We start from the raw sequence: 18500 nt of genomic DNA, 5'->3' as shown, positions 1-18500 counted from the left end.
GGCCGAAGCGGGCGGGTGGAGGCAAACGGTTCAGGGGAGCATCCGAGCGGGCACCACCCAGGTAAGCCCGAACCATCACCCCACCGCCTCATCCCGAGGGCGCGCATGGCAGTCGGTTTGCCAAGGGGCACGGCGATAACGAAAGCGCGCGTCTCGAAGGATCGAGGTCCGGAACCCTCACCACGGCGTCATTGCCCGGCATCCGGGTCCCGCATCGCGGACCCGAGCATAAACTTGACCGGGCAATCCGGTAATCACTGCGGTCTACAGAAACGCGCCACGCCGGCACCTGGACCTCGGATCAAGTGCGGGGTGACGGCTGTGATTACCGCTAGCTCGCGCCGTCCTGCAACGCTCCGCATCCTGAAGGTCGGCGCCTGTGTGCAGAGGATGTCCGAAGACGTGCGTGGAGGCATGCACGACGCGACTTAGCCGGATGCAGGGGAGAGCATGACGACGGAGCCGAGCGAAATCGCCACGTCCTAAGCTCAAGCTCAAAGCCTCATGCTGAGGCCAAGTGAAGCTAGCCCATGGCATACCAGGCACCGCGATTTCAACATTTGACTTCGCTGTAGGACTAGCGCGGCACGTTTTACGTGTGCTTAACTAGCTGAACACACTTAACGCTATTGTTCGCTAGGGGGATGCGCTTCATGAGTTCTACCACGATCGAAGAACCCGCATTTTCGGATTCCCCGCACGAGCTGAATCCAAATGGGTCAATTCTGTTTCTCGGGTCGGGATTTTCGAAGGAAGCAAAAAATATCAGAAAAACGCATCTTCCTGCTGGCAGCGCGTTAAAACGAGAACTTGAAAACATCCTTTCAGTACCGGCTGATCGCTATGACTTAAAAGTATTGGCTGACGAATTAAACTCATCAAATCACAATCTATACCAAATCCTATACGAGCTATTTACCGTTACAGAGGTTGCGAAATACCAGTCCGATCTCGTGTCCCTCCCGTGGATGCGACTTTATACTACAAATTACGATGATTCTGTTGAATTTTCTTATTCATCTAAACGAATAAATGCCGTAAGCTATAGTTACAATGATGTAAAACCAAGACGATTAAAAAATCGATCAGTCATACACTTGCACGGAACTATAAGAAACGCGACAGAAGATAATGTATTAGACCAAATTGTATTGAATGAGACATCGTATATACGCCAGCATTTTGAGCAATCTATTTGGTATGATGACTTTGTACGAGACATAAGATTCGCTGACGCGTGTTTTTTTGTAGGATATAGCTTGAATGATTATCATATATCAGCGCTTCTCATGCAGAATCCAAACACCCGTGAGAAGATATTCTTTGTAACGAATGGACAGCCAGATCGAATATTTGCGAATCGAATTAAACCGTTTGGAAAGGTGTTGCCGATTGGGGCAGAAAATTTCACTAGACTTTGCTATTCATTACCTGAACCAGCTCCTTCGATCGATCCGTATAATCTTAAGTGTTTCAAATTTATCGATCCCCATAAAGACAAGCATACCCTTGCGCCGCCCACCGCATTGGAAATCCGAAATCTCGTTACATTTGGCACCTTCAACTATAAACGATGCCTGTCAACGCTTCCAAAGTCAGATTACGTAGTGGCACGGCAAGAAATCGTTTCTGAATCAGTTGAGGCGCTTTCCAAATCAAAGTGTTTATTAATACATTCAAGGATTGGAAACGGCAAAACAATATTTCTGTATATACTATCGAATACGCTATCAGAACATGGGTATAGATGCTTTATGTGCCGTCCGAACGCGGTTACGCTGCAACAGGATATAGAGCTGTTAAAGAAGTTTAAAAAGATAATTATAATATTTGATTCATATAATGCAGCGGTCGAAACGATTCCGCAGCTTACGGATCTTCCAGACGATACGAAATATATCGTAACGGTACGAACTGGCGTTCAAGAAGTGCGGCTTCACGAGATTCAAGAGAAGCTTCCAATGCCGCTTGAACGCGTTAATCTAAATGGATTTCGGGCACAAGACGTAGGTGATTTTCTTAGCTTGCTAGATAGATCAGGGGTTAGAGCATCGAATCTAGAAGATGTCATATCCCAGTGTAAAGACGTCAGGGAAGTGGTCGTACAGTTATACGACAATAGCGAGATAAGGCAGGCGATACATAGAGAGTTGGTTCCTCTGCTTGGGGATAGAGAGTTCGGAAAGGTGTTTGTTGCAATTCATCTTCTCAAGTGGATCGGTCAAGAGGCCGATCCGGCGTTTTTGAGAAGCGTGACCAGGATGGATCCGTATTCTGCCGTCGCACGGTTTAGGGAGGTTGTTGGAGACCTGCTGCGCTAGATGATGATATACTTCAAGTAAGGTCATCAGTATTCTGCGAGTACGTGATTAAGAATCACCTCAGTACCGATGACATTGTCGATAGCGCGTACTCGATTATTGTTGAAGCAGTACGGAGAAAAAGTGAAAGGCAGTATCAGGCGGCATTGAGCAGCCTTATGAGATTTACAATATTGGAGGATGTGCTTTCGCGCGATCCAAATCGACTTACTGCGATCACAGAACTTTTTGATAGGCTTCATCGAGATGTCGATGTCAATAAGGAGCCGTTATTCTGGCTTCAGTATTCGATTTTAATGACGGCCGCCGATAATCTTCCTGCTGCCGAGAACTTCATCAGGACGGCTTATGCGCGGGCGGCGGCAAGCCCGGGATTCCAGACATTTCAGATTGACACTTATGCTCTTCGATTACTTTTGACAATTGAGGAGCGCGTCGACGATGAGGAGCCGGTAAAACGCTTTGATGAGATTCTTGGTAAGATAGAACGTGTTCGGTCGATGGTCCGTGATCAAAGTCGACGATTTCACGCGATACAGGTCTTGGATGCAATTGAACCATTTGTATCTCAGCGACTATCTTCGTTTGGACCATCCGAGATTGAATCGTTGATTTACAATATCGACCTACTACGAGAAAATCTCGACTTCCTTCCAGTGGAAGAAAAGGCGGCGACGGGAGCAAATCAAATTCGTGCGGGCCTTCTAAACGCAAAAAGCAGGCTTTTGGCACGAAGGCGTCTATTGCAATAAGGAGTTACTCCGCCGCCTCAGCGGCCTTAGCCCCACGACCAGCCCCACCAGCCTTCTTCCGCCGGCCCAAAACCTCTTTCAGATACTGCCCGGTATAGCTTTCCGGCACGCGTGCGACATCCTCGGGCGTGCCCTGGGCGACGATGCGGCCGCCGCCGTCGCCGCCTTCCGGGCCGAGATCGATGATCCAGTCTGCCGTCTTGATCACCTCCAGATTATGCTCGATGACCACCACGGTGTTGCCTTGCTCGACCAGCTCGTGCAGCACCTCCAGGAGCTTGGCCACATCGTGGAAATGGAGGCCCGTGGTCGGCTCGTCGAGGATATAGAGGGTGCGCCCGGTGGCGCGCTTCGACAGCTCCTTTGACAGCTTGATGCGCTGCGCCTCGCCGCCGGAGAGGGTGGTGGCCTGCTGGCCGACGTGGATGTAGCTTAAGCCGACGCGCTTCAGCGTCTCCATGCGGTCGCGGATCACCGGCACCGCCTTGAAGAACTCCGCCGCTTCCTCCACCGTCATGTCGAGCACGTCGGCGATGGACTTGCCCTTGAACTTGATGTCCAGCGTCTCGCGGTTATAGCGCTTGCCCTTGCACACATCGCAGGTGACGTAGACGTCGGGCAGGAAGTGCATCTCGATCTTGATCACCCCGTCGCCTTGGCAGGCCTCGCAGCGCCCGCCCTTGACGTTGAACGAGAAGCGCCCGGGCTTGTAGCCGCGCGCCTTCGCCTCCGGCAGCTCGGAGAACCATTCGCGGATCGGTGTGAAGGCGCCCGTATAGGTGGCCGGGTTGGAGCGGGGGGTGCGCCCGATCGGGCTCTGGTCGATATCGATCACCTTGTCCAGATTCTCCAGCCCCTCGATGGCGTCGTGCGCGCCGGGGATGTCGCGGGCGCCGTTCAGCTTTCGGGCGACGGCCCGGTACAAGGTCTCGATCAGGAAGGTGGATTTGCCGCCGCCGGAGACCCCGGTGACGCAGGTGAACAGGCCCAGCGGAATATCCGCCGAGATGTCCTTCAGATTGTTCTCCCGCGCGCCGACGACCCTGAGCTTGCGCTTGCCGGGCTTGCGCCGGCTCTTCGGCAGCGGGATCTGCTTCATGCCGGTGAGATACTGCCCGGTGAGGCTGTCCGGATTGGCCATGATCTCCGCCGGGGTGCCTTGCGCCACCACCTGGCCGCCATGGACGCCGGCGCCGGGCCCCATATCGACCACGTAATCGGCCTGCAGGATGGCGTCCTCGTCATGCTCCACCACGATCACCGAATTGCCGAGATCGCGCAGCGCCTTCAGGGTCTCCAGCAGCCGGTCGTTGTCGCGCTGATGCAGCCCGATGGAGGGCTCGTCCAGCACGTAGAGCACGCCGGTGAGGCCGGAGCCGATCTGCGAGGCAAGCCGGATGCGCTGGCTCTCGCCGCCGGAGAGCGAGCCGGAGCCGCGCGACAGGGTCAGATAGTCGAGCCCCACATCGTTGAGGAAGCGTAAGCGCTCGCGGATCTCTTTCAAGATGCGGGTGGCGATCTCCTGTTGCTTCGGCGAGAGGGTGCCCGACAGCGCCTCGAACCACGCCGCCGCCTCGCGGATCGACATGTCCGAGACCTGGCCGATATGCATGCCGCCGACCCGCACCGCCAGCGCCTGGGGCTTCAGCCGGTAGCCGTTGCACACCTGGCAGGGCTGGCTGGACTGATAGCGCGACAGCTCCTCGCGCACCCAGCTGCTCTCGGTCTCGCGCCAGCGCCGGTCGATATTGACGATCACCCCTTCGAACGGCTTGGTGGTGGAGTAGCGCCGCACCCCGTCGTCATAGGTGAAGGTGATCTCCTCGTCGCCCGAGCCGTAGAGCAGCACGGCGCGGAACTCTTCCGGCAGATCCTTCCACGGCATGGTCATGGACTGCTTGTAATGGCGGGTCAGCGCCTCCAGCGTCTGCCGGTAATAGGGCGAGGTGGCCGAGGTGCGCGCCCAGGGGAGAATCGCGCCGCGGTCCAGGCTCAGCAGCGGGTTCGGCACCACCAGCTCCGCCTCGAAGGTAAGCTCCGTACCCAGCCCGTCGCAGGCGGGACACGCGCCGAACGGATTGTTGAACGAGAACAGCCGCGGCTCGATCTCCTCGATGGTGAAGCCGGAGACCGGGCAGGCGAAGCGCGAGGAGAAGGTGATCCGCTCCGGCTCGCCCTTGTCGTCCTGTTTGTCGGCGAACTCGGCGAAGACGATGCCGTCGGAAAGGCCGAGCGCCGTCTCGAAACTGTCGGCCAGGCGCGAGGCCATGTCGGGGCGCACCACGATGCGGTCCACCACCACGTCGATATCGTGCTTGAACTTCTTGTCCAGCGCTGGGGCCTCGCCGGTCTCGTAGAATTCGCCGTCGATCTTGACCCGCTGAAAACCCTTCTTCATCAGCTCGGCGAGCTCTTTCTTGTACTCGCCCTTGCGGCCGCGCACGACCGGCGCCAAGAGATAAAGCCGCGTGCCTTCCTCCAGCTCCAGCACCCGGTCCACCATCTGGCTCACCGTCTGGCTTTCGATGGGTAGACCCGTGGCGGGCGAATAGGGCACGCCGACGCGGGCGAAGAGCAGCCGCATATAGTCGTAGATCTCGGTGACCGTGCCGACCGTGGAGCGCGGGTTCTTCGAGGTGGTCTTCTGCTCGATGGAGATCGCCGGCGACAGCCCCTCGATATAGTCGACATCGGGCTTCTGCATCATGTCCAGGAACTGGCGCGCATAAGCGGAGAGCGACTCCACATAGCGGCGCTGGCCCTCGGCATAGATGGTGTCGAAGGCAAGCGAGGACTTGCCCGAGCCGGAGAGGCCGGTCATCACCACCAGCTCCTCCCGCGGCAGGTCCACGGAGACGTTCTTGAGATTGTGTTCCCGCGCGCCGCGCACGGAAATGGATTTCGATGTCATGAATGCCAATGTCGGGGGGCTACGGGCCAGAGACAAGGCTTAAGCCCGTTGTCTCCAAGGGGCAAGTGGGCGCAGGGAGGGGGCGCAGGGGCGTAGGGCACGGCCTTGCACCTCCCCCTAGAAGGGGGAGGTCGGCTTGGGGGCTTCCCCAAGCCGGGTGGGGGTCTCCTAGCATCTTCCGTTGGCGCCTTGCTATTCCCCTGCCGACCCTTACGCATCCGGCCGACCCCCCCCCCCAACCCTCCCCCTTTCAAGGGGAGGGGGCAGGCCCTGCCGCGCCGTCTTGCACTTCGTCATGCCCGGACTTGATCCGGGCATGACGATGACGGAGAGGAGGCTCGTTGGTGCCCCCTCTACATCAGCTCCAGCTTCTTCAGCCGCGAGCGGATGGCGCCGGGCTTGCGGCCGAAGCTCTCGGCGATGGATCTCACCGTGTCGCCGCCCTGATAGCGGCGCACCAGCTCGGCCTCTTCTTGCTTGCTCCAAGGCATATAAGCCTTGGCATGGGTTTCGCGCAGCTCCGCGAAGGAGCCGCCGGCGGGGGCCTCCGCCTCGCGGGCCGAGCCGAGAAATGTCTCCTGACGCAGGGCAAGCGCCTCCGGCTCCGCCGCAGTCAGCGCCTTGGCGGCCATCTTCGAAAGCTGGCGGAACTCCTCGTCCTTCTCCACTGCCGCGCCATGCACCTGCAGCGCCCGGTCGTTGAGGCCGAGGAGATGCAGCCCGGAAAGACCGCGTAAGCGCGACAGCGCCACATAGCCCTGGCCGTATTCGAAGGCGCGGGAGAGGTCGATCACCGCCGCATCCAGCGACATGCCCTGGCTCTTATGCACGGTCATCGCCCAGGCAAGGCGAAGCGGCAGCTGCGTCAGGCTCGCCCGCTCCTTGCCGTTCTCCTCGATCTTCCATTTCGCCGGCTCGGCCACGATCTGGCGTCCGTCGCGGGCCCGCACCACGGGGTAGCCATGCTCCGGCTCGAAATCGACGATTTCGCCCAGCGTGCCGTTCACATAGCGGCCCTTGGGGTCGTTCTTGGTGAACATCACCACGGCGCCGAGCTTCAGCACCAGCCGTTCCGGCGACAGGCAGCCGCGCTGCAAGGTGCGCACGAAGGCTTCCGGCCCCTTGCTCACCATGGCGAAGCTGTGCGGCTTGCCCTCCAGGCGATCCAGCGCCCGGGCATTGATCTCGTCCACCGAGGCGTTGTGGGTGAACAGCCGGGTACAATCGGCGGGAAGAGCTTCGCGCGGCGCCATGCGCTGCTGCAGCCGCTCCCGGAAGGCGCCGTTGCAGCGATTGGCGCGGATGGCGGCGAGCAGCTCCACGAAGTCGCGGTCGCTCTGGCGGTGCTGCTCGGAGAGATAGCAGATGGCGGGCGAGAGATCGCGCCAGGCCGAGGAGCCATAGGCGAAGATCGGGCCGGAATCGCTCTCCATATCGCCGAGGAAATACTGATCGCTCCGCTCCCGGCGCACCACCGGCGGCAGCTGAAAGAAATCGCCCACCAGCACCAGCTGCAGCCCGCCGAACGGCGCCGGATTCTCGCGCACATGGCGGCAGACCTGATCCACCAGATCCAGCGCATAGGCCGGCAGCATCGAAATCTCGTCGATGATCAAGACTTGGGTCTTCTCGATCCGACCGGCCACGCGCCGGTTGGCCTTGATGCGGTCGAGATCGCGCCGCGACAGGGACTGGTTCACCCCGATACCGCTCCAGGCATGGATGGTGATGCCGTTACCGTGGGTCGCGGCGATGCCGGTGGAGGCGGTATAGGCCACCGCAACGCCGTGTTCGCGCAAGGTCCGGATATAGCGGTTGACCGTATGGGTCTTGCCGCTTCCCGGCTCGCCGGTGAGGAAGATGCTGGCCCCGGTCTTCAGCAGCGCCAGGGCGTCGGTCTGTTTCATCGCGATTCCGATTTGAGGTTTGCGGGGAAGGATAGGGGGCCTGCGCCGCCGGCGAAAGGGGCGATGCGGCACGGCGCACTCCCTCCCCTTAGAAGGGGGAGGGTTGGGGTGGGGGGCGAAGGGTCTCGTCTTGTGAGGCTAGAGAGGACCCCCCTCTAGCTCCCCCCTTTTAGGGGGGAGGACCCGGCTTTCCCTTGAAGCGCTCGAACGAGCGAGCAGACGCGCCATTGCGCCTATGGCATGGCGAACTCCCTTCCGCCGAGGGAGAGATAAGCTTCCGAGCCTGTCGCGCCCTCCGATGTCATCACCGGGCTTGTCCCGGTGATCCATGAACACCTTCGTCTCATCGTGAACTCGGAGGTCATGGATGCCCGGCACAAGGCCGGGCATGACGTCGTGCCAAATACGGATGCCCGTGGCGTCGCCCCGCCGCTTCGGTCAAACTCCGCAGCCATGCGACTCACCCGGACCCAGCTTCTCATCGCCTTCGGCATTATCGTCGGCACCGCCGCCATCCTGCTCGCCATGGGAAGGCTGCCGATCTGCAAATGCGGTTATGTGAAACTTTGGGAAGGCGAAGTGATGAGCGAGGGCAACTCGCAGCAGCTCACCGACTGGTACACGCCCTCCCACATCATCCACGGCTTCATCTTCTATGGCGTGTTGTGGCTCGCCTTCGGCCGGCGGCTTTCCTTCGGCACAAGGCTGATTCTGGCGCTTGTGATCGAGAGCAGCTGGGAGCTCGTCGAGAACAGCAACTGGGCGATCGACCGCTACCGCGAAGGCACCATCTCCCACACCTATTACGGCGACAGCGTGCTCAACTCGGTGATGGATATCCTGGCCATGGTGGTCGGCTTCTTCCTCGCCGCCAAATGGCCGGTCTGGGTGACGGTCGCCGTCGCCGTGGCGCTGGAGCTGTTCACCGGGGTGATGACCCGCGACAACCTCACCTTGAACGTGCTGATGTTCGTCTGGCCCCTGGATTCCGTGGTCGAATGGCAATCCCGCGCGTTTCAGTAAGAGCAAAAGCGGGCCTCACGGTTCGAGACGCTCGCTATCTTTGAGACGCTACCGCGCTTCGCATGACTTGAGCGCGACGAGCGAGCCCTTCACCATGAGGCGAAAGGCACCGCCTCGATCCTCATCCTGAGGAGGCGCCGAAGGCGCCGTCTCGAAGGATGCAGACCCTAATCGGGATGCTGACAAAGCTCTGCGGTGATCCGAGAGCCGGAAGCCCCTAAAGCGGAACCCGGATGCCCGTCGTCATATAGACCACCAGGCAGAAATACGCCGCCACCGTCGGGTAAAAGGTGATGCCGAAGCCGAACGCGCGCAAATACGGGTTCTTGTGATAGCCGATCCAGAACAGGATGCGGCCCAGCACGAACAGCGCCGTCAGGATCACCACGGTGCGGGCCTCTTCCGGCGGCGAATAGATCGCCAGCGCGCAATGGGCGATGAAATAGGCGGTGAACTGCTCGAACGTGTTCAGGATGAAGCGCGTGTTGATATCCAGCGCCGAGTTCGGCTTGGCCATGCGCCCGACGAACATCTTCGGATCCAGGCGCTCCGCAGCCACGATACAGATGGCGATCACGCCGGGCAGGATGGCGAACACCGAATCCTTGATCACCAGAGCGATCCTGTCGCCCATGGTGTTCCACTCCGCCGGCACCCAATGCCAGACCAGCTTGCAGATGATCAGAAAGACGAGGGCGAACAGCCAGTTGCTCACCAGCACCAGGAGGAACGGCCACTGATGCGACGTGAAGCCGAAATGTTTCTTGCGGGGGTCCGGGCGCTTACGGCGGCGCTTGGTCCGCGACGGCGCAGAATGGGTTTGCACGTTACGCTGCATATAATCCTCAATCCGACAGGAGGAGCTGGCCATTACTCGCGGCTCAGCTGCACCTCCCGACATAACATCTCGGCATGTTGTGGCGTTTCATAAGGCATAGAAGATCTAAAGAGCAATCTAAAGAGGCGCATTTTCCGCTGGATAGATGAGAACAAAACGAGTACAGTAGCCCGCGAATGGCCGCGACAAAGCCACGCTGCGGCGCCTGTGGATAGCTCGAAACCGGGCTGGCGGGGGTGGCGGCCGGCGCGTTAGGGTGCGTCTTTAATCGCAGAGGGCGGCGGTGGCGGCATCGATTCGGTGCGGCTTCGCCTGACGATGCCTCGGTAGACGACGTGCCCTGTCAGGCGCCCCTAAGAGAGGTGTGGCTTGCGCGGCGGCGAAGCGGTTGAAAGATAAAGCGGTCGGAAGACCAAGCGGTCTCAATAAGGCTCGGCGAGCCCGAACGGGGCTGGACGAAAACAAACCCGACCAAATGCGCGAGCTGGAGGTGTCATCATGGCCGGATCGGTCAATAAAGTCATTCTGATCGGCAATCTGGGTGCCGATCCCGAAATCCGCCAAACCCAGGACGGGCGGCCTATTGCCAATCTGCGCGTCGCCACCACCGATAGCTGGCGGGACAAGTCGACCGGCGAGCGGCGCGAGCGCACCGAATGGCACCGCGTTGTGATCTTCAATGAAGGGCTCTGCCGTATCGCCGAGCAGTATCTGCGCAAGGGCTCCAAGGTTTATCTGGAAGGCCAGCTGCAGACCCGCAAATGGCAGGATCAGTCGGGGCAGGACCGCTACACCACCGAGGTGGTGCTGCAGGGCTTCAACTCGTCTCTGACCATGCTGGATGGCCGCCAGGGCGGCGGCGGCATGAGCGATACGCCCGATTCCGGCGGCTCGTTCGGCCAGACCAGCGCGCTCGGCGGGGGCGGCGGCTCGTTCGACAAAGAGCTGGATGACGAAATTCCGTTCTAAACCGGTATCTTGACCGGTCTTGGTTAATTTCGCCTCTGATTATTTAACGCTAAATTTAATTGTATCGTCGGGATTTAACGGCGTGGCGTAAGCTGTTGCGTCCAAAGCCTTGTCTCAATTCGGGGGCAGGGTGGGATGTGTTGGAACAGCCGAAATCCGCCGAAATCCCATGACGCCGACAATTGCTGCGCGTTTTAACGGGCGCGATAACAACTTCAATCTGATCCGCTTTCTCGCGGCCAGCGCCGTGCTGCTGGATCATTGCGTGGCGCTCGGCGCGGGTGGCCACCCGCGTCTGCTCCAGCTGGGGCCGCTCACATTCGATTTCGCGGCGTTCCCTATCGGCCGTATGGCGGTTGATGTGTTCTTCGTCGTCTCCGGCTTTCTGGTCACCCGCAGCGCGCTCACCCGGCCGACCGTGACCGATTACGTTGTGGCGCGCGCCTTGCGGCTGTTCCCGGCGCTGATCGTCGTCTCCTTGGCCGTGGCCCTGCTACTCGGCCCGCTGGTCACGACATTGCCGCTGAGCGCCTATTTCACCGATTTGAAGACCTGGATTTACGGGCCGATCACCGCCAGCCTGGCCGACAATAACAGCCCGCTGCCGGGGGTGTTCGAGACCGGACCGGCGCCCGGCATTATCAACTCGCCGCTTTGGACCTTGCGCTACGAGGCGATCTGCTACGTGCTTCTGGCCGGGCTCGCGATGGTCGGCGCGCTGATTAACCGGCGTATCGCCTATAGCTTTGCAGGCCTGTTCGCCGCCTATCTTCTCGTCACCTTCGCCACGCCATGGCGCGGAGAGGTCGCCGCCATCGACAGCGCCGCGCGCTTTGTCTTGAGTTTCTTCCTCGGCGGCTTCTTCTTTGTCTTTGCCGAGAAGATCCGGCTGCATTGGCTCGCCGTTTTGGGGGCGGCCGCGCTTGCCTGGGTCACCCGGGAGACCGTGTTCGCCGAGCTGACCTTCCGTATCGCGCTCGCCTATGGCGTGATCTGGCTCGCCTTGGTTCCCGGCGGTGCGATCCGCGGCTTCAACCGGCTGGGGGATTATTCCTACGGGCTATATATCTTGTGCTGGCCGGTGCAGCAGACCCTGATCCTGGCGATGCCGCAGGCCAGCGCGCTCGTGCTCTTCGCCGTCAGCTTTCCAGTGACGTTGGCGCTCGCGGCCCTGTCGTGGCACCTCGTTGAGCACCCGGCGCTGCGCCAGAAGGAGAGGGCCATGCGCAAGGCTGACGCGACGGTGGTTTGGCTAAACAAACGGGTCGCAGGTCTCCGCGGCGAAAGGCATCAAGTGCGCCAAGCGCCGAAGCTCATGCCGCCGGAGACCCCCACCCGTTAGACGAAGGCTACTCTTCCTTCGCCTTCATCTCTTCCAGCTTCTTGGCATAGGCATCAGCCTCGATCGCCTCGGTGGTGATGCGCACCTTCAGCTTGTCGCTGACATTGGGCACGAAGGCGTCCATGCCGAAATCGGAGCGCTTCAGCGTGGTGGTGGCGTCGAACCCGGCCGCCTCGGCGCCGCCATACATCGGATGCTCGCCATGTTTGTTGAGCTTCGATTTCAGCACCACCTCTTTGGTGATGCCGTTCACGGTCAGATCGCCGACCACCTCGAAGCGCTTCTTGTTGTCGCTGATATTGCGCACTTTGGTGCTCTTGAAGGTGATCTCCGGATACTCTTCGACCTTGAAGAATTCCGGCTTGGTCAGCAGATGCTCGTCCAGCGCCGGCACATGAGTGTCGATGCTCTTCACCGGGATCGTCACCTCGACGGTCGATTTGGCCGGATCGTCCTCGTCGACATTCAGCGTGCCCGTCACGTCGTCGAAATTCGCCTCAGGGCCGGAGAACCCGAAATGGGTCCAGCCGAACCGCACCTGGGTATGGCCCGGATCAAGCGTGTATTCGGTAGCCTGGGCGGGAAGCACCGCGAAGATCGGGGCGAGCGCGAGGCCTGCGGCGAACAATGCGTGACGCATGAGTGAAATCTCCTGAATTGCCAACATCTTGGGTGTAACGGCGCCCGGCGGGTGCCAGGCGTTCTGCCCAAGGTGGGGAGCGGGCAGGGCGGCGTTAAGAGGCGCCCTGCGCTTTCGCCTCTTCTGCGGCAAATTGCTCGTGCCGCTTCTGCGACTGCACCTCGATGAAGATGCGCGAGACCTCCGGATAGGCCTGCTTGATCTTGATCTCCAGCTGGCTCACCGCTTCCTCGACCTCTTGCGAGGACAGCCGGTCGGCGAAATCGACGCTGAGTGCCAGCAGGATCTCATGCGGGGCCAGATGCATGGTGCGCATCTCGTTGAGATTGATGATGCGCGGCTCGGCGGCGACCAGATCGCGGATGGCGCGGGTCACGGTGCGGCTCGCCGCTTCGCCGATCAGCAGTCCTTTGGTTTCGTAGGCCAGCATGATGGCGGCGCCGGCGAGGATGGCGGCGATCACCAGCGAGGCCGCCCCGTCGGCCCACAGAATACCCCAGATATCGGCCACGGCGATGCCGGTCACCGCCGCAAGCAGGCCGAGGATCGCCGCGGTATCTTCGAACAGCACGGTGAAGATGGTCGGGTCTTTCGACTGCCGCACAGCCGAAAGCAGCCGGAACGGCCGCTGCTTGTCCTGCGCCTGGCGGAACTCGCGGAAGGCGACGATCCAGGCGAAGGCTTCGAACACCGCCGCGCCGCCGAGGATGATGTAGTTCACATAGGCATCGGTGACCGGGTGCGGATCGAGGATCTTGACCATCCCCTCATAGAAGGAGATGCCCGAGCCCACGGCGAAGATCAGGATCGCCACCACGAAGGCCCAGAAAAACACCTCCGCGCCATAACCGAAGGGGTGATGCCTGTCGGGGGGCTTTTGCGCTCGCTTCATGCCGAGCAGCAGCAAGCCCTGATTGCCGGTATCCACCACCGAGTGGATCGCCTCGGAGAACATCGCCGAGGAGCCGGTGTAGAAGGCACCGGCGAACTTGCTGAGCGCGATCAGCGTATTGGCGCCCAATGCGGCGAAGATGACTTTGCGCGAGCCGGCAGCCACGAACCCCTCCTGAAAACCACGTGCTGTTTCGCGTCGAGCTTAACGCGAACCCATCTTACGGGGGAGACAGATTACGAGGGAGACAGAATGCGCCGTCGGCGCATAGCAGGCGAGACTGTTGCCTTGCCCGCCTCACTCTTCCCGCTGCACAGGGACCACCGCTTGCTGCTCCAGCGTGCGATAGCTCGGCGCGGCGGACAGCGTGTTGCGGGTGACATTGGCCATCAGCGTCACCCCGCCATCGTCGGAGCGGTCGAGGCGGATATCCTTGAAACGCAGCGCGACGTTCTTCTCGCCGATGCCGAGAAACCCGCCGACGCCGACCACCGCGGCGACCACGCGCCCGTTATCGTCGAACACCAGATCGTTGATCTCGCCGACGGTCTCATGCGCCGGTGTCTCCACCGCCGAGCCGATCAGATCGCCGGCGCGCCAATCGCCGCTTTCCTGCTCGGTGAGGAATCGCGGTCGTGTGCTCGGCAGACCGTTGATCTGTCCGGGCGTTCGGGATTGCGCCATGGTCTCGGTGGGGTGTTGCGTGTCGAGCGGCTCTTGCTGTGCCGTTTCCCCGTAGCACGGCGCCGTACACGCGATGAGACCGGCAACCGAGCAAATCAGGATGCCTCGCATCGATATCTCCAGTTGAATGTGAAGCGGCAGAACCGCCTATTGCGCAGCAGCGGCCCCTTGGGCAGGGGCCACCAAAAACCAACGTGATTCCCTTTCAATCGTTCCGCCCGCAGAGCCGAGATTCGGCGTTTTTCGAAGCCGGATGGCAGCCGGCTTTCCCAATGCCTTGTGCCGTGCTCTGAAGGGCTGAGTAAGCAATTGTAATTGCTGTGATAATGGCCCGAATATGGCGGTCGAAAAAGCGCAGGGGAAAAGTTGCGACGCAGGTGTCATATCGGCTATACAGAGGCCACCGACATCGCCTTCGCCGGCACCGCTCTTGAGGCCGTTTTCGACACGCGGCGCCGGCGCTGAAATGCGATCCCCGCCACCACCCAACCACACGGTTTTCGGGCATTGACTGACGACAATCAGACTGACTTGCCGGGGGGCCCGGAAGGCCCATCCGATATCCGGCCCATTTCTCTCGTCGACGAGATGAAGCGGTCCTATCTCGATTACGCCATGAGCGTGATCGTGTCCCGTGCGCTGCCCGATGTGCGCGACGGTCTGAAGCCGGTGCACCGCCGGATCCTGTATTCGATGCAGGAGATGGGGCTGGAGTGGAACAAGCCCTACCGCAAGGCGGCCCGCGTGGTCGGCGACGTGATCGGTAAGTATCACCCTCATGGCGATAGCGCGGTCTACGACGCGCTGGTGCGCATGGCGCAGGATTTCTCCATGCGCGCCATGCTGGTCGACGGGCAGGGGAATTTCGGCTCGGTCGACGGCGACCCGCCGGCGGCCATGCGTTACACCGAATGCCGCCTGGCGAAGATCTCCAGCAATCTCCTGGAGGATATCGACAAGGACACGGTCGACTTCCAGGACAACTACGACAATTCCGAGAGCGAGCCGGTGGTGCTGCCGGCGCGCTACCCCAATCTGCTGGTCAATGGCGCAGGCGGCATCGCCGTCGGCATGGCGACCAACATCCCGCCCCATAATCTGGGTGAGGTGGTCGATGCCTGTATCGCCTATCTCGACAATCCGGCCATCGATATCGACGAGCTGAATCAGATCGTGCCGGGGCCGGATTTCCCGACCGGCGGCATCATCCTCGGCCGCACCGGCATCCGTTCCGCCTATCACAAAGGGCGCGGCTCGGTCCTGATGCGCGGCAAGGTCGCCGTCGAGACCATCCGCAAGGACCGCGAGGCCCTGATCATCACCGAGATCCCGTATCAGGTGAACAAGGCCTCGATGATCGAGAAGATCGCCGATCTGGTGCGCGACAAGCGCATCGAAGGCATTTCCGATATCCGCGACGAGAGCGACCGCTCGGGCATGCGCGTCGTGGTCGAGCTGAAGCGCGACGCCATGGCCGACGTGGTGCTGAACCAGCTCTATCGCTTCTCGCCGCTGCAATCGAGCTTCGGCTGCAACATGGTGGCGCTGAATGGCGGCCGCCCCGAGCAGCTCAATCTGAAGGACATGATCGTCGCCTTCACCGAGTTCCGCGAGGAGGTGATCGGGCGGCGCACCAAATACCTGCTGCGCAAGGCGCGCGAGCGGGCCCATATCCTGGTCGGTCTGGCCATCGCCGTGGCCAATATCGACGAGGTGATCAAGCTGATCCGCCAGGCGCCGGATCCGGCGACGGCACGCGCCCAGTTGATGGAGCGCGATTGGCCGGCCACCGATGTGGCGCCGCTGGTGGAGCTGATTGCCGATCCGCGCCACAAGGTCGCCGCCGACGGTACCTACCGGCTTTCCGAGGAGCAGGCCCGCGCCATTCTCGATCTCCGCCTGCAGCGCCTCACCGCGTTGGGGCGCGACGAGATCGGCGACGAGCTGAAGAAGCTCGGCGATCAGATCAACGATTATCTCGACATCCTGCGCTCCCGCGCCCGCATCATCGAGATCGCTAAGGATGAGCTTGTCGCGGTCAAGGAAGAGTTCGACACCCCGCGCCGCACCGAGATCGTCGAGGCCGAAGGCGAGGTCGAGGACGAGGATCTGATCCAGCGCGAGGACATGGTCGTGACCGTGTCCCATAAGGGCTACATCAAGCGCGTGCCGCTTTCCGCCTATCGCGCCCAGCGCCGCGGCGGCAAGGGCCGCTCCGGCATGGCGACGCGGGACGAGGATTTCGTCACTCGCATCTTCATCGCCAACACCCATACCCCGGTGCTGTTCTTCTCTTCCCGCGGCATGGCCTACAAGATGAAGGTCTGGCGGCTGCCGGTTGCCTTGCCGCAGGCCCGCGGCAAGGCGCTTGTGAACCTGCTGCCGCTCGGCAAGGACGAGAACATCACCACCATCATGCCGCTGCCCGAGGACGAGGAGACCTGGGCCGAGCTGGATGTGATGTTCGCCACCAATATGGGCACCGTCCGCCGCAACAAGCTCTCCGACTTCACCGATGTGCGCCAGAACGGCAAGATCGCCATGAAGCTCGACGAGGGCGACTGGATCGTCGACGTGGAGACCTGCAGCGTGGCGCAGGACGTGCTGCTGACCACGGCCGCCGGCCGGGCCATCCGCTTCCCCGTAGACGATGTGCGCGAGTTCAAGGGCCGCAACTCCATCGGCGTGCGCGGCATCAGGCTGGACAAGGATGACCGGATCATCTCCATGGCTATCCTCAACCATATCGAGGCCAGCCCCGCCGAGCGTGCCGCCTATGTGCGCCAGGCCAATGCTATCCGCCGCGGCAGCGCCGAGGTGGAGCCGGAGACCGATCCGGAGGAGGGCAGCGACGAAGCCGTTGCCCTGAGCCCGGAGCGCTACGCCGAGCTGAGCGCCCATGAGCAGCTGGTGCTCACCATCTCCGAGAACGGCTACGGCAAGCGCTCCAGCGCCTATGAATACCGGGTCTCCGGCCGCGGCGGTAAGGGCATCATCGCCATGACCGTGAACAAGCGGAATGGCGAGCTGATCGCGTCCTTCCCGGTGGAGGAAGGCGACCAGATCATGCTGGTGACCAATCGCGGCCAGCTGATCCGCATCCCCATCGCCGACATCAGCGTGGTCGGCCGCTCTACCCAGGGCGTCATCGTGTTCGACACCGCCGCCGACGAGAAGGTGGTCTCTGTGGAGCATATCCCCGCCGATATTGAGAATGGCGAGGGCGACGAGGACGCTGAGGACGGCGATGACGATGTCGGCCCGGACGACACCGAAGACGGGTCCGAGGCGTAACATTGTGGATGAACCGCGCGCTGCAGCACGCCGGTTTCTCACAGCAATTCTAACCGCAGCCTCAAGGGGTTAGCGCGGGCCGAGCGTTGCATCCGCGCAACGGTCGGCGCGCGATCTCACCGCTGCGGCCCTCTGCCGCTCGATTTGCGGTACTTCCGGTTACTAGAGTGACTTACGCGAGACTCAACACGCGAGTCGCGCGGGGGACTGGGAGACATTCAAATGAGAAAAATCAGCACCTTCATCGTCGCGGCGCTCGCCCTGGCCGGCGGCGCTTTCGCGGTTCAGCCTGCGGCTGCCGGCGACGAGCACGGCGACTTCATGATTCGCGGCCTGGTGTCCGGCGTTCTGCCCGACACCGATGCATCGGTTTCTGCCGGCGGTTCGCGAATTCCGGGAGCGAACGCCGAGGTCAACGATGAGGTGATTCCGGCGGCGACGCTGACCTATTTTCTGAACGACAATCTGGCGGTTGAGCTGTTCTGCTGCTTCGCCAAGATCGATGTCGACGGCAAAGGCTCGATTGCAGGGCTTGGCGAGATCGCCGATTCCTGGATCTTTCCGCCGGCTCTGACCGCGCAATACCACTTCACCTCGTTCGGTGCGTGGAAGCCTTATGTCGGCGCGGGCCTGCAATATATCGCCTTCTTCGATGAAGGCACCGGCAAGAACCGCCTTGGCGCCAGAAGCGTCAGCATCGACGATGCGCTGGGCTTCACCCTGCAGGCGGGCTTCGATTATTCCCTCGGCAATGGCTGGTATCTCAATGCCGACGTGAAGAAGACCTTCATCGACACCGACGTCCATTGGAACGGTGCCGGCGTGCGCGCCGACGTGGATATCGATCCCTGGATCGTTTCCGCCGGTGCCGGCTATCGCTTCAATCTGAGCGACGTTCTGGGGCCGCGCTTCTAGCGCTCCGAAGCG

At 61.0% G+C, this 18500-nt stretch carries 13 protein-coding genes; 7 read left to right on the top strand and 6 right to left on the bottom strand.

The features are described from left to right. Nucleotides 1-653: 653 nt before the first annotated feature. Together HT051_RS09810 and HT051_RS09805 are read left to right on the top strand one after the other, a co-directional pair. Nucleotides 654-2321, top strand: coding sequence for an SIR2 family protein (locus HT051_RS09810; RefSeq protein ID WP_174541864.1), 1668 nt, complete (start codon nt 654-656; stop codon nt 2319-2321). A gap of 44 nt (nt 2322-2365) precedes the next feature. Next, nucleotides 2366-3073 carry a hypothetical protein gene (locus HT051_RS09805; protein ID WP_174541863.1) on the top strand — a complete coding sequence of 236 codons (708 nt, stop codon included), beginning with the start codon at nt 2366-2368 and terminating at the stop codon, nt 3071-3073. A gap of 4 nt (nt 3074-3077) precedes the next feature. Here the strand turns inward: HT051_RS09805 and uvrA are convergent, their stop codons facing one another. Then, nucleotides 3078-5984: an excinuclease ABC subunit UvrA gene (gene uvrA / locus HT051_RS09800; RefSeq protein WP_174541862.1), complete on the bottom strand. Its 2907-nt coding sequence runs from the start codon at nt 5982-5984 to the stop codon at nt 3078-3080. Nucleotides 5985-6337: 353 nt separating this feature from the next. Next, on the bottom strand, nt 6338-7891 hold the full coding sequence (locus HT051_RS09795; RefSeq protein ID WP_174541861.1) for an ATP-dependent RecD-like DNA helicase: 1554 nt from the start codon (nt 7889-7891) through the stop codon (nt 6338-6340). A 453-nt stretch (nt 7892-8344) separates the two neighbouring features. On the opposite strand from HT051_RS09795, the gene HT051_RS09790 reads away from it, so the two are divergent. Beyond that, nucleotides 8345-8914, top strand: coding sequence for a DUF2585 domain-containing protein (locus HT051_RS09790; RefSeq protein ID WP_174541860.1), 570 nt, complete (start codon nt 8345-8347; stop codon nt 8912-8914). Nucleotides 8915-9131: 217 nt separating this feature from the next. Here HT051_RS09790 and HT051_RS09785 read toward each other — a convergent pair whose 3' ends face one another. Further along, nucleotides 9132-9752 (bottom strand): MAPEG family protein, encoded by a 621-nt coding sequence (locus HT051_RS09785; RefSeq protein WP_174541859.1) that lies wholly within the window; start codon nt 9750-9752, stop codon nt 9132-9134. Between the two features lie 498 nt (nt 9753-10250). Between HT051_RS09785 and HT051_RS09780 the strand changes: the two genes are divergently transcribed. Together HT051_RS09780 and HT051_RS09775 are read left to right on the top strand one after the other, a co-directional pair. Then, nucleotides 10251-10721 carry a single-stranded DNA-binding protein gene (locus HT051_RS09780; protein WP_174541858.1) on the top strand — a complete coding sequence of 157 codons (471 nt, stop codon included), beginning with the start codon at nt 10251-10253 and terminating at the stop codon, nt 10719-10721. A 169-nt stretch (nt 10722-10890) separates the two neighbouring features. Continuing rightward, nucleotides 10891-12063, top strand: coding sequence for an acyltransferase (locus HT051_RS09775; protein ID WP_174541857.1), 1173 nt, complete (start codon nt 10891-10893; stop codon nt 12061-12063). Between the two features lie 7 nt (nt 12064-12070). Here the strand turns inward: HT051_RS09775 and HT051_RS09770 are convergent, their stop codons facing one another. The 3 genes from HT051_RS09770 to HT051_RS09760 all read right to left on the bottom strand — a co-directional run bounded on the left by HT051_RS09770 (nt 12071) and on the right by HT051_RS09760 (nt 14390). Beyond that, the gene (locus HT051_RS09770; protein ID WP_174541856.1) at nt 12071-12703 is read right to left on the bottom strand and encodes a YceI family protein; all 633 of its coding nucleotides are present in this window, start codon (nt 12701-12703) and stop codon (nt 12071-12073) included. 94 nt (nt 12704-12797) lie between these two features. After that, nucleotides 12798-13760: a cation diffusion facilitator family transporter gene (locus tag HT051_RS09765; protein ID WP_174541855.1), complete on the bottom strand. Its 963-nt coding sequence runs from the start codon at nt 13758-13760 to the stop codon at nt 12798-12800. Between the two features lie 132 nt (nt 13761-13892). Further along, nucleotides 13893-14390 (bottom strand): PRC-barrel domain-containing protein, encoded by a 498-nt coding sequence (locus HT051_RS09760; RefSeq protein ID WP_174541854.1) that lies wholly within the window; start codon nt 14388-14390, stop codon nt 13893-13895. Nucleotides 14391-14786: 396 nt separating this feature from the next. On the opposite strand from HT051_RS09760, the gene gyrA reads away from it, so the two are divergent. Beyond that, entirely contained in the window at nt 14787-17573 is a 2787-nt protein-coding gene (gene gyrA, locus HT051_RS09755; RefSeq protein WP_246810047.1) for a DNA gyrase subunit A, read from the top strand. Between the two features lie 222 nt (nt 17574-17795). Then, entirely contained in the window at nt 17796-18488 is a 693-nt protein-coding gene (locus tag HT051_RS09750) for an OmpW family protein (protein ID WP_174541853.1), read from the top strand. The last annotated feature ends 12 nt before the right edge of the window (nt 18489-18500 follow it).

Origin of the sequence: Methyloligella sp. GL2 (genome assembly GCF_013341275.1) — a bacterium.
In the GTDB taxonomy this organism is placed as follows: domain Bacteria; phylum Pseudomonadota; class Alphaproteobacteria; order Rhizobiales; family Methyloligellaceae; genus Methyloligella.
This window is presented reverse-complemented; position numbering and strand designations above follow the sequence as displayed.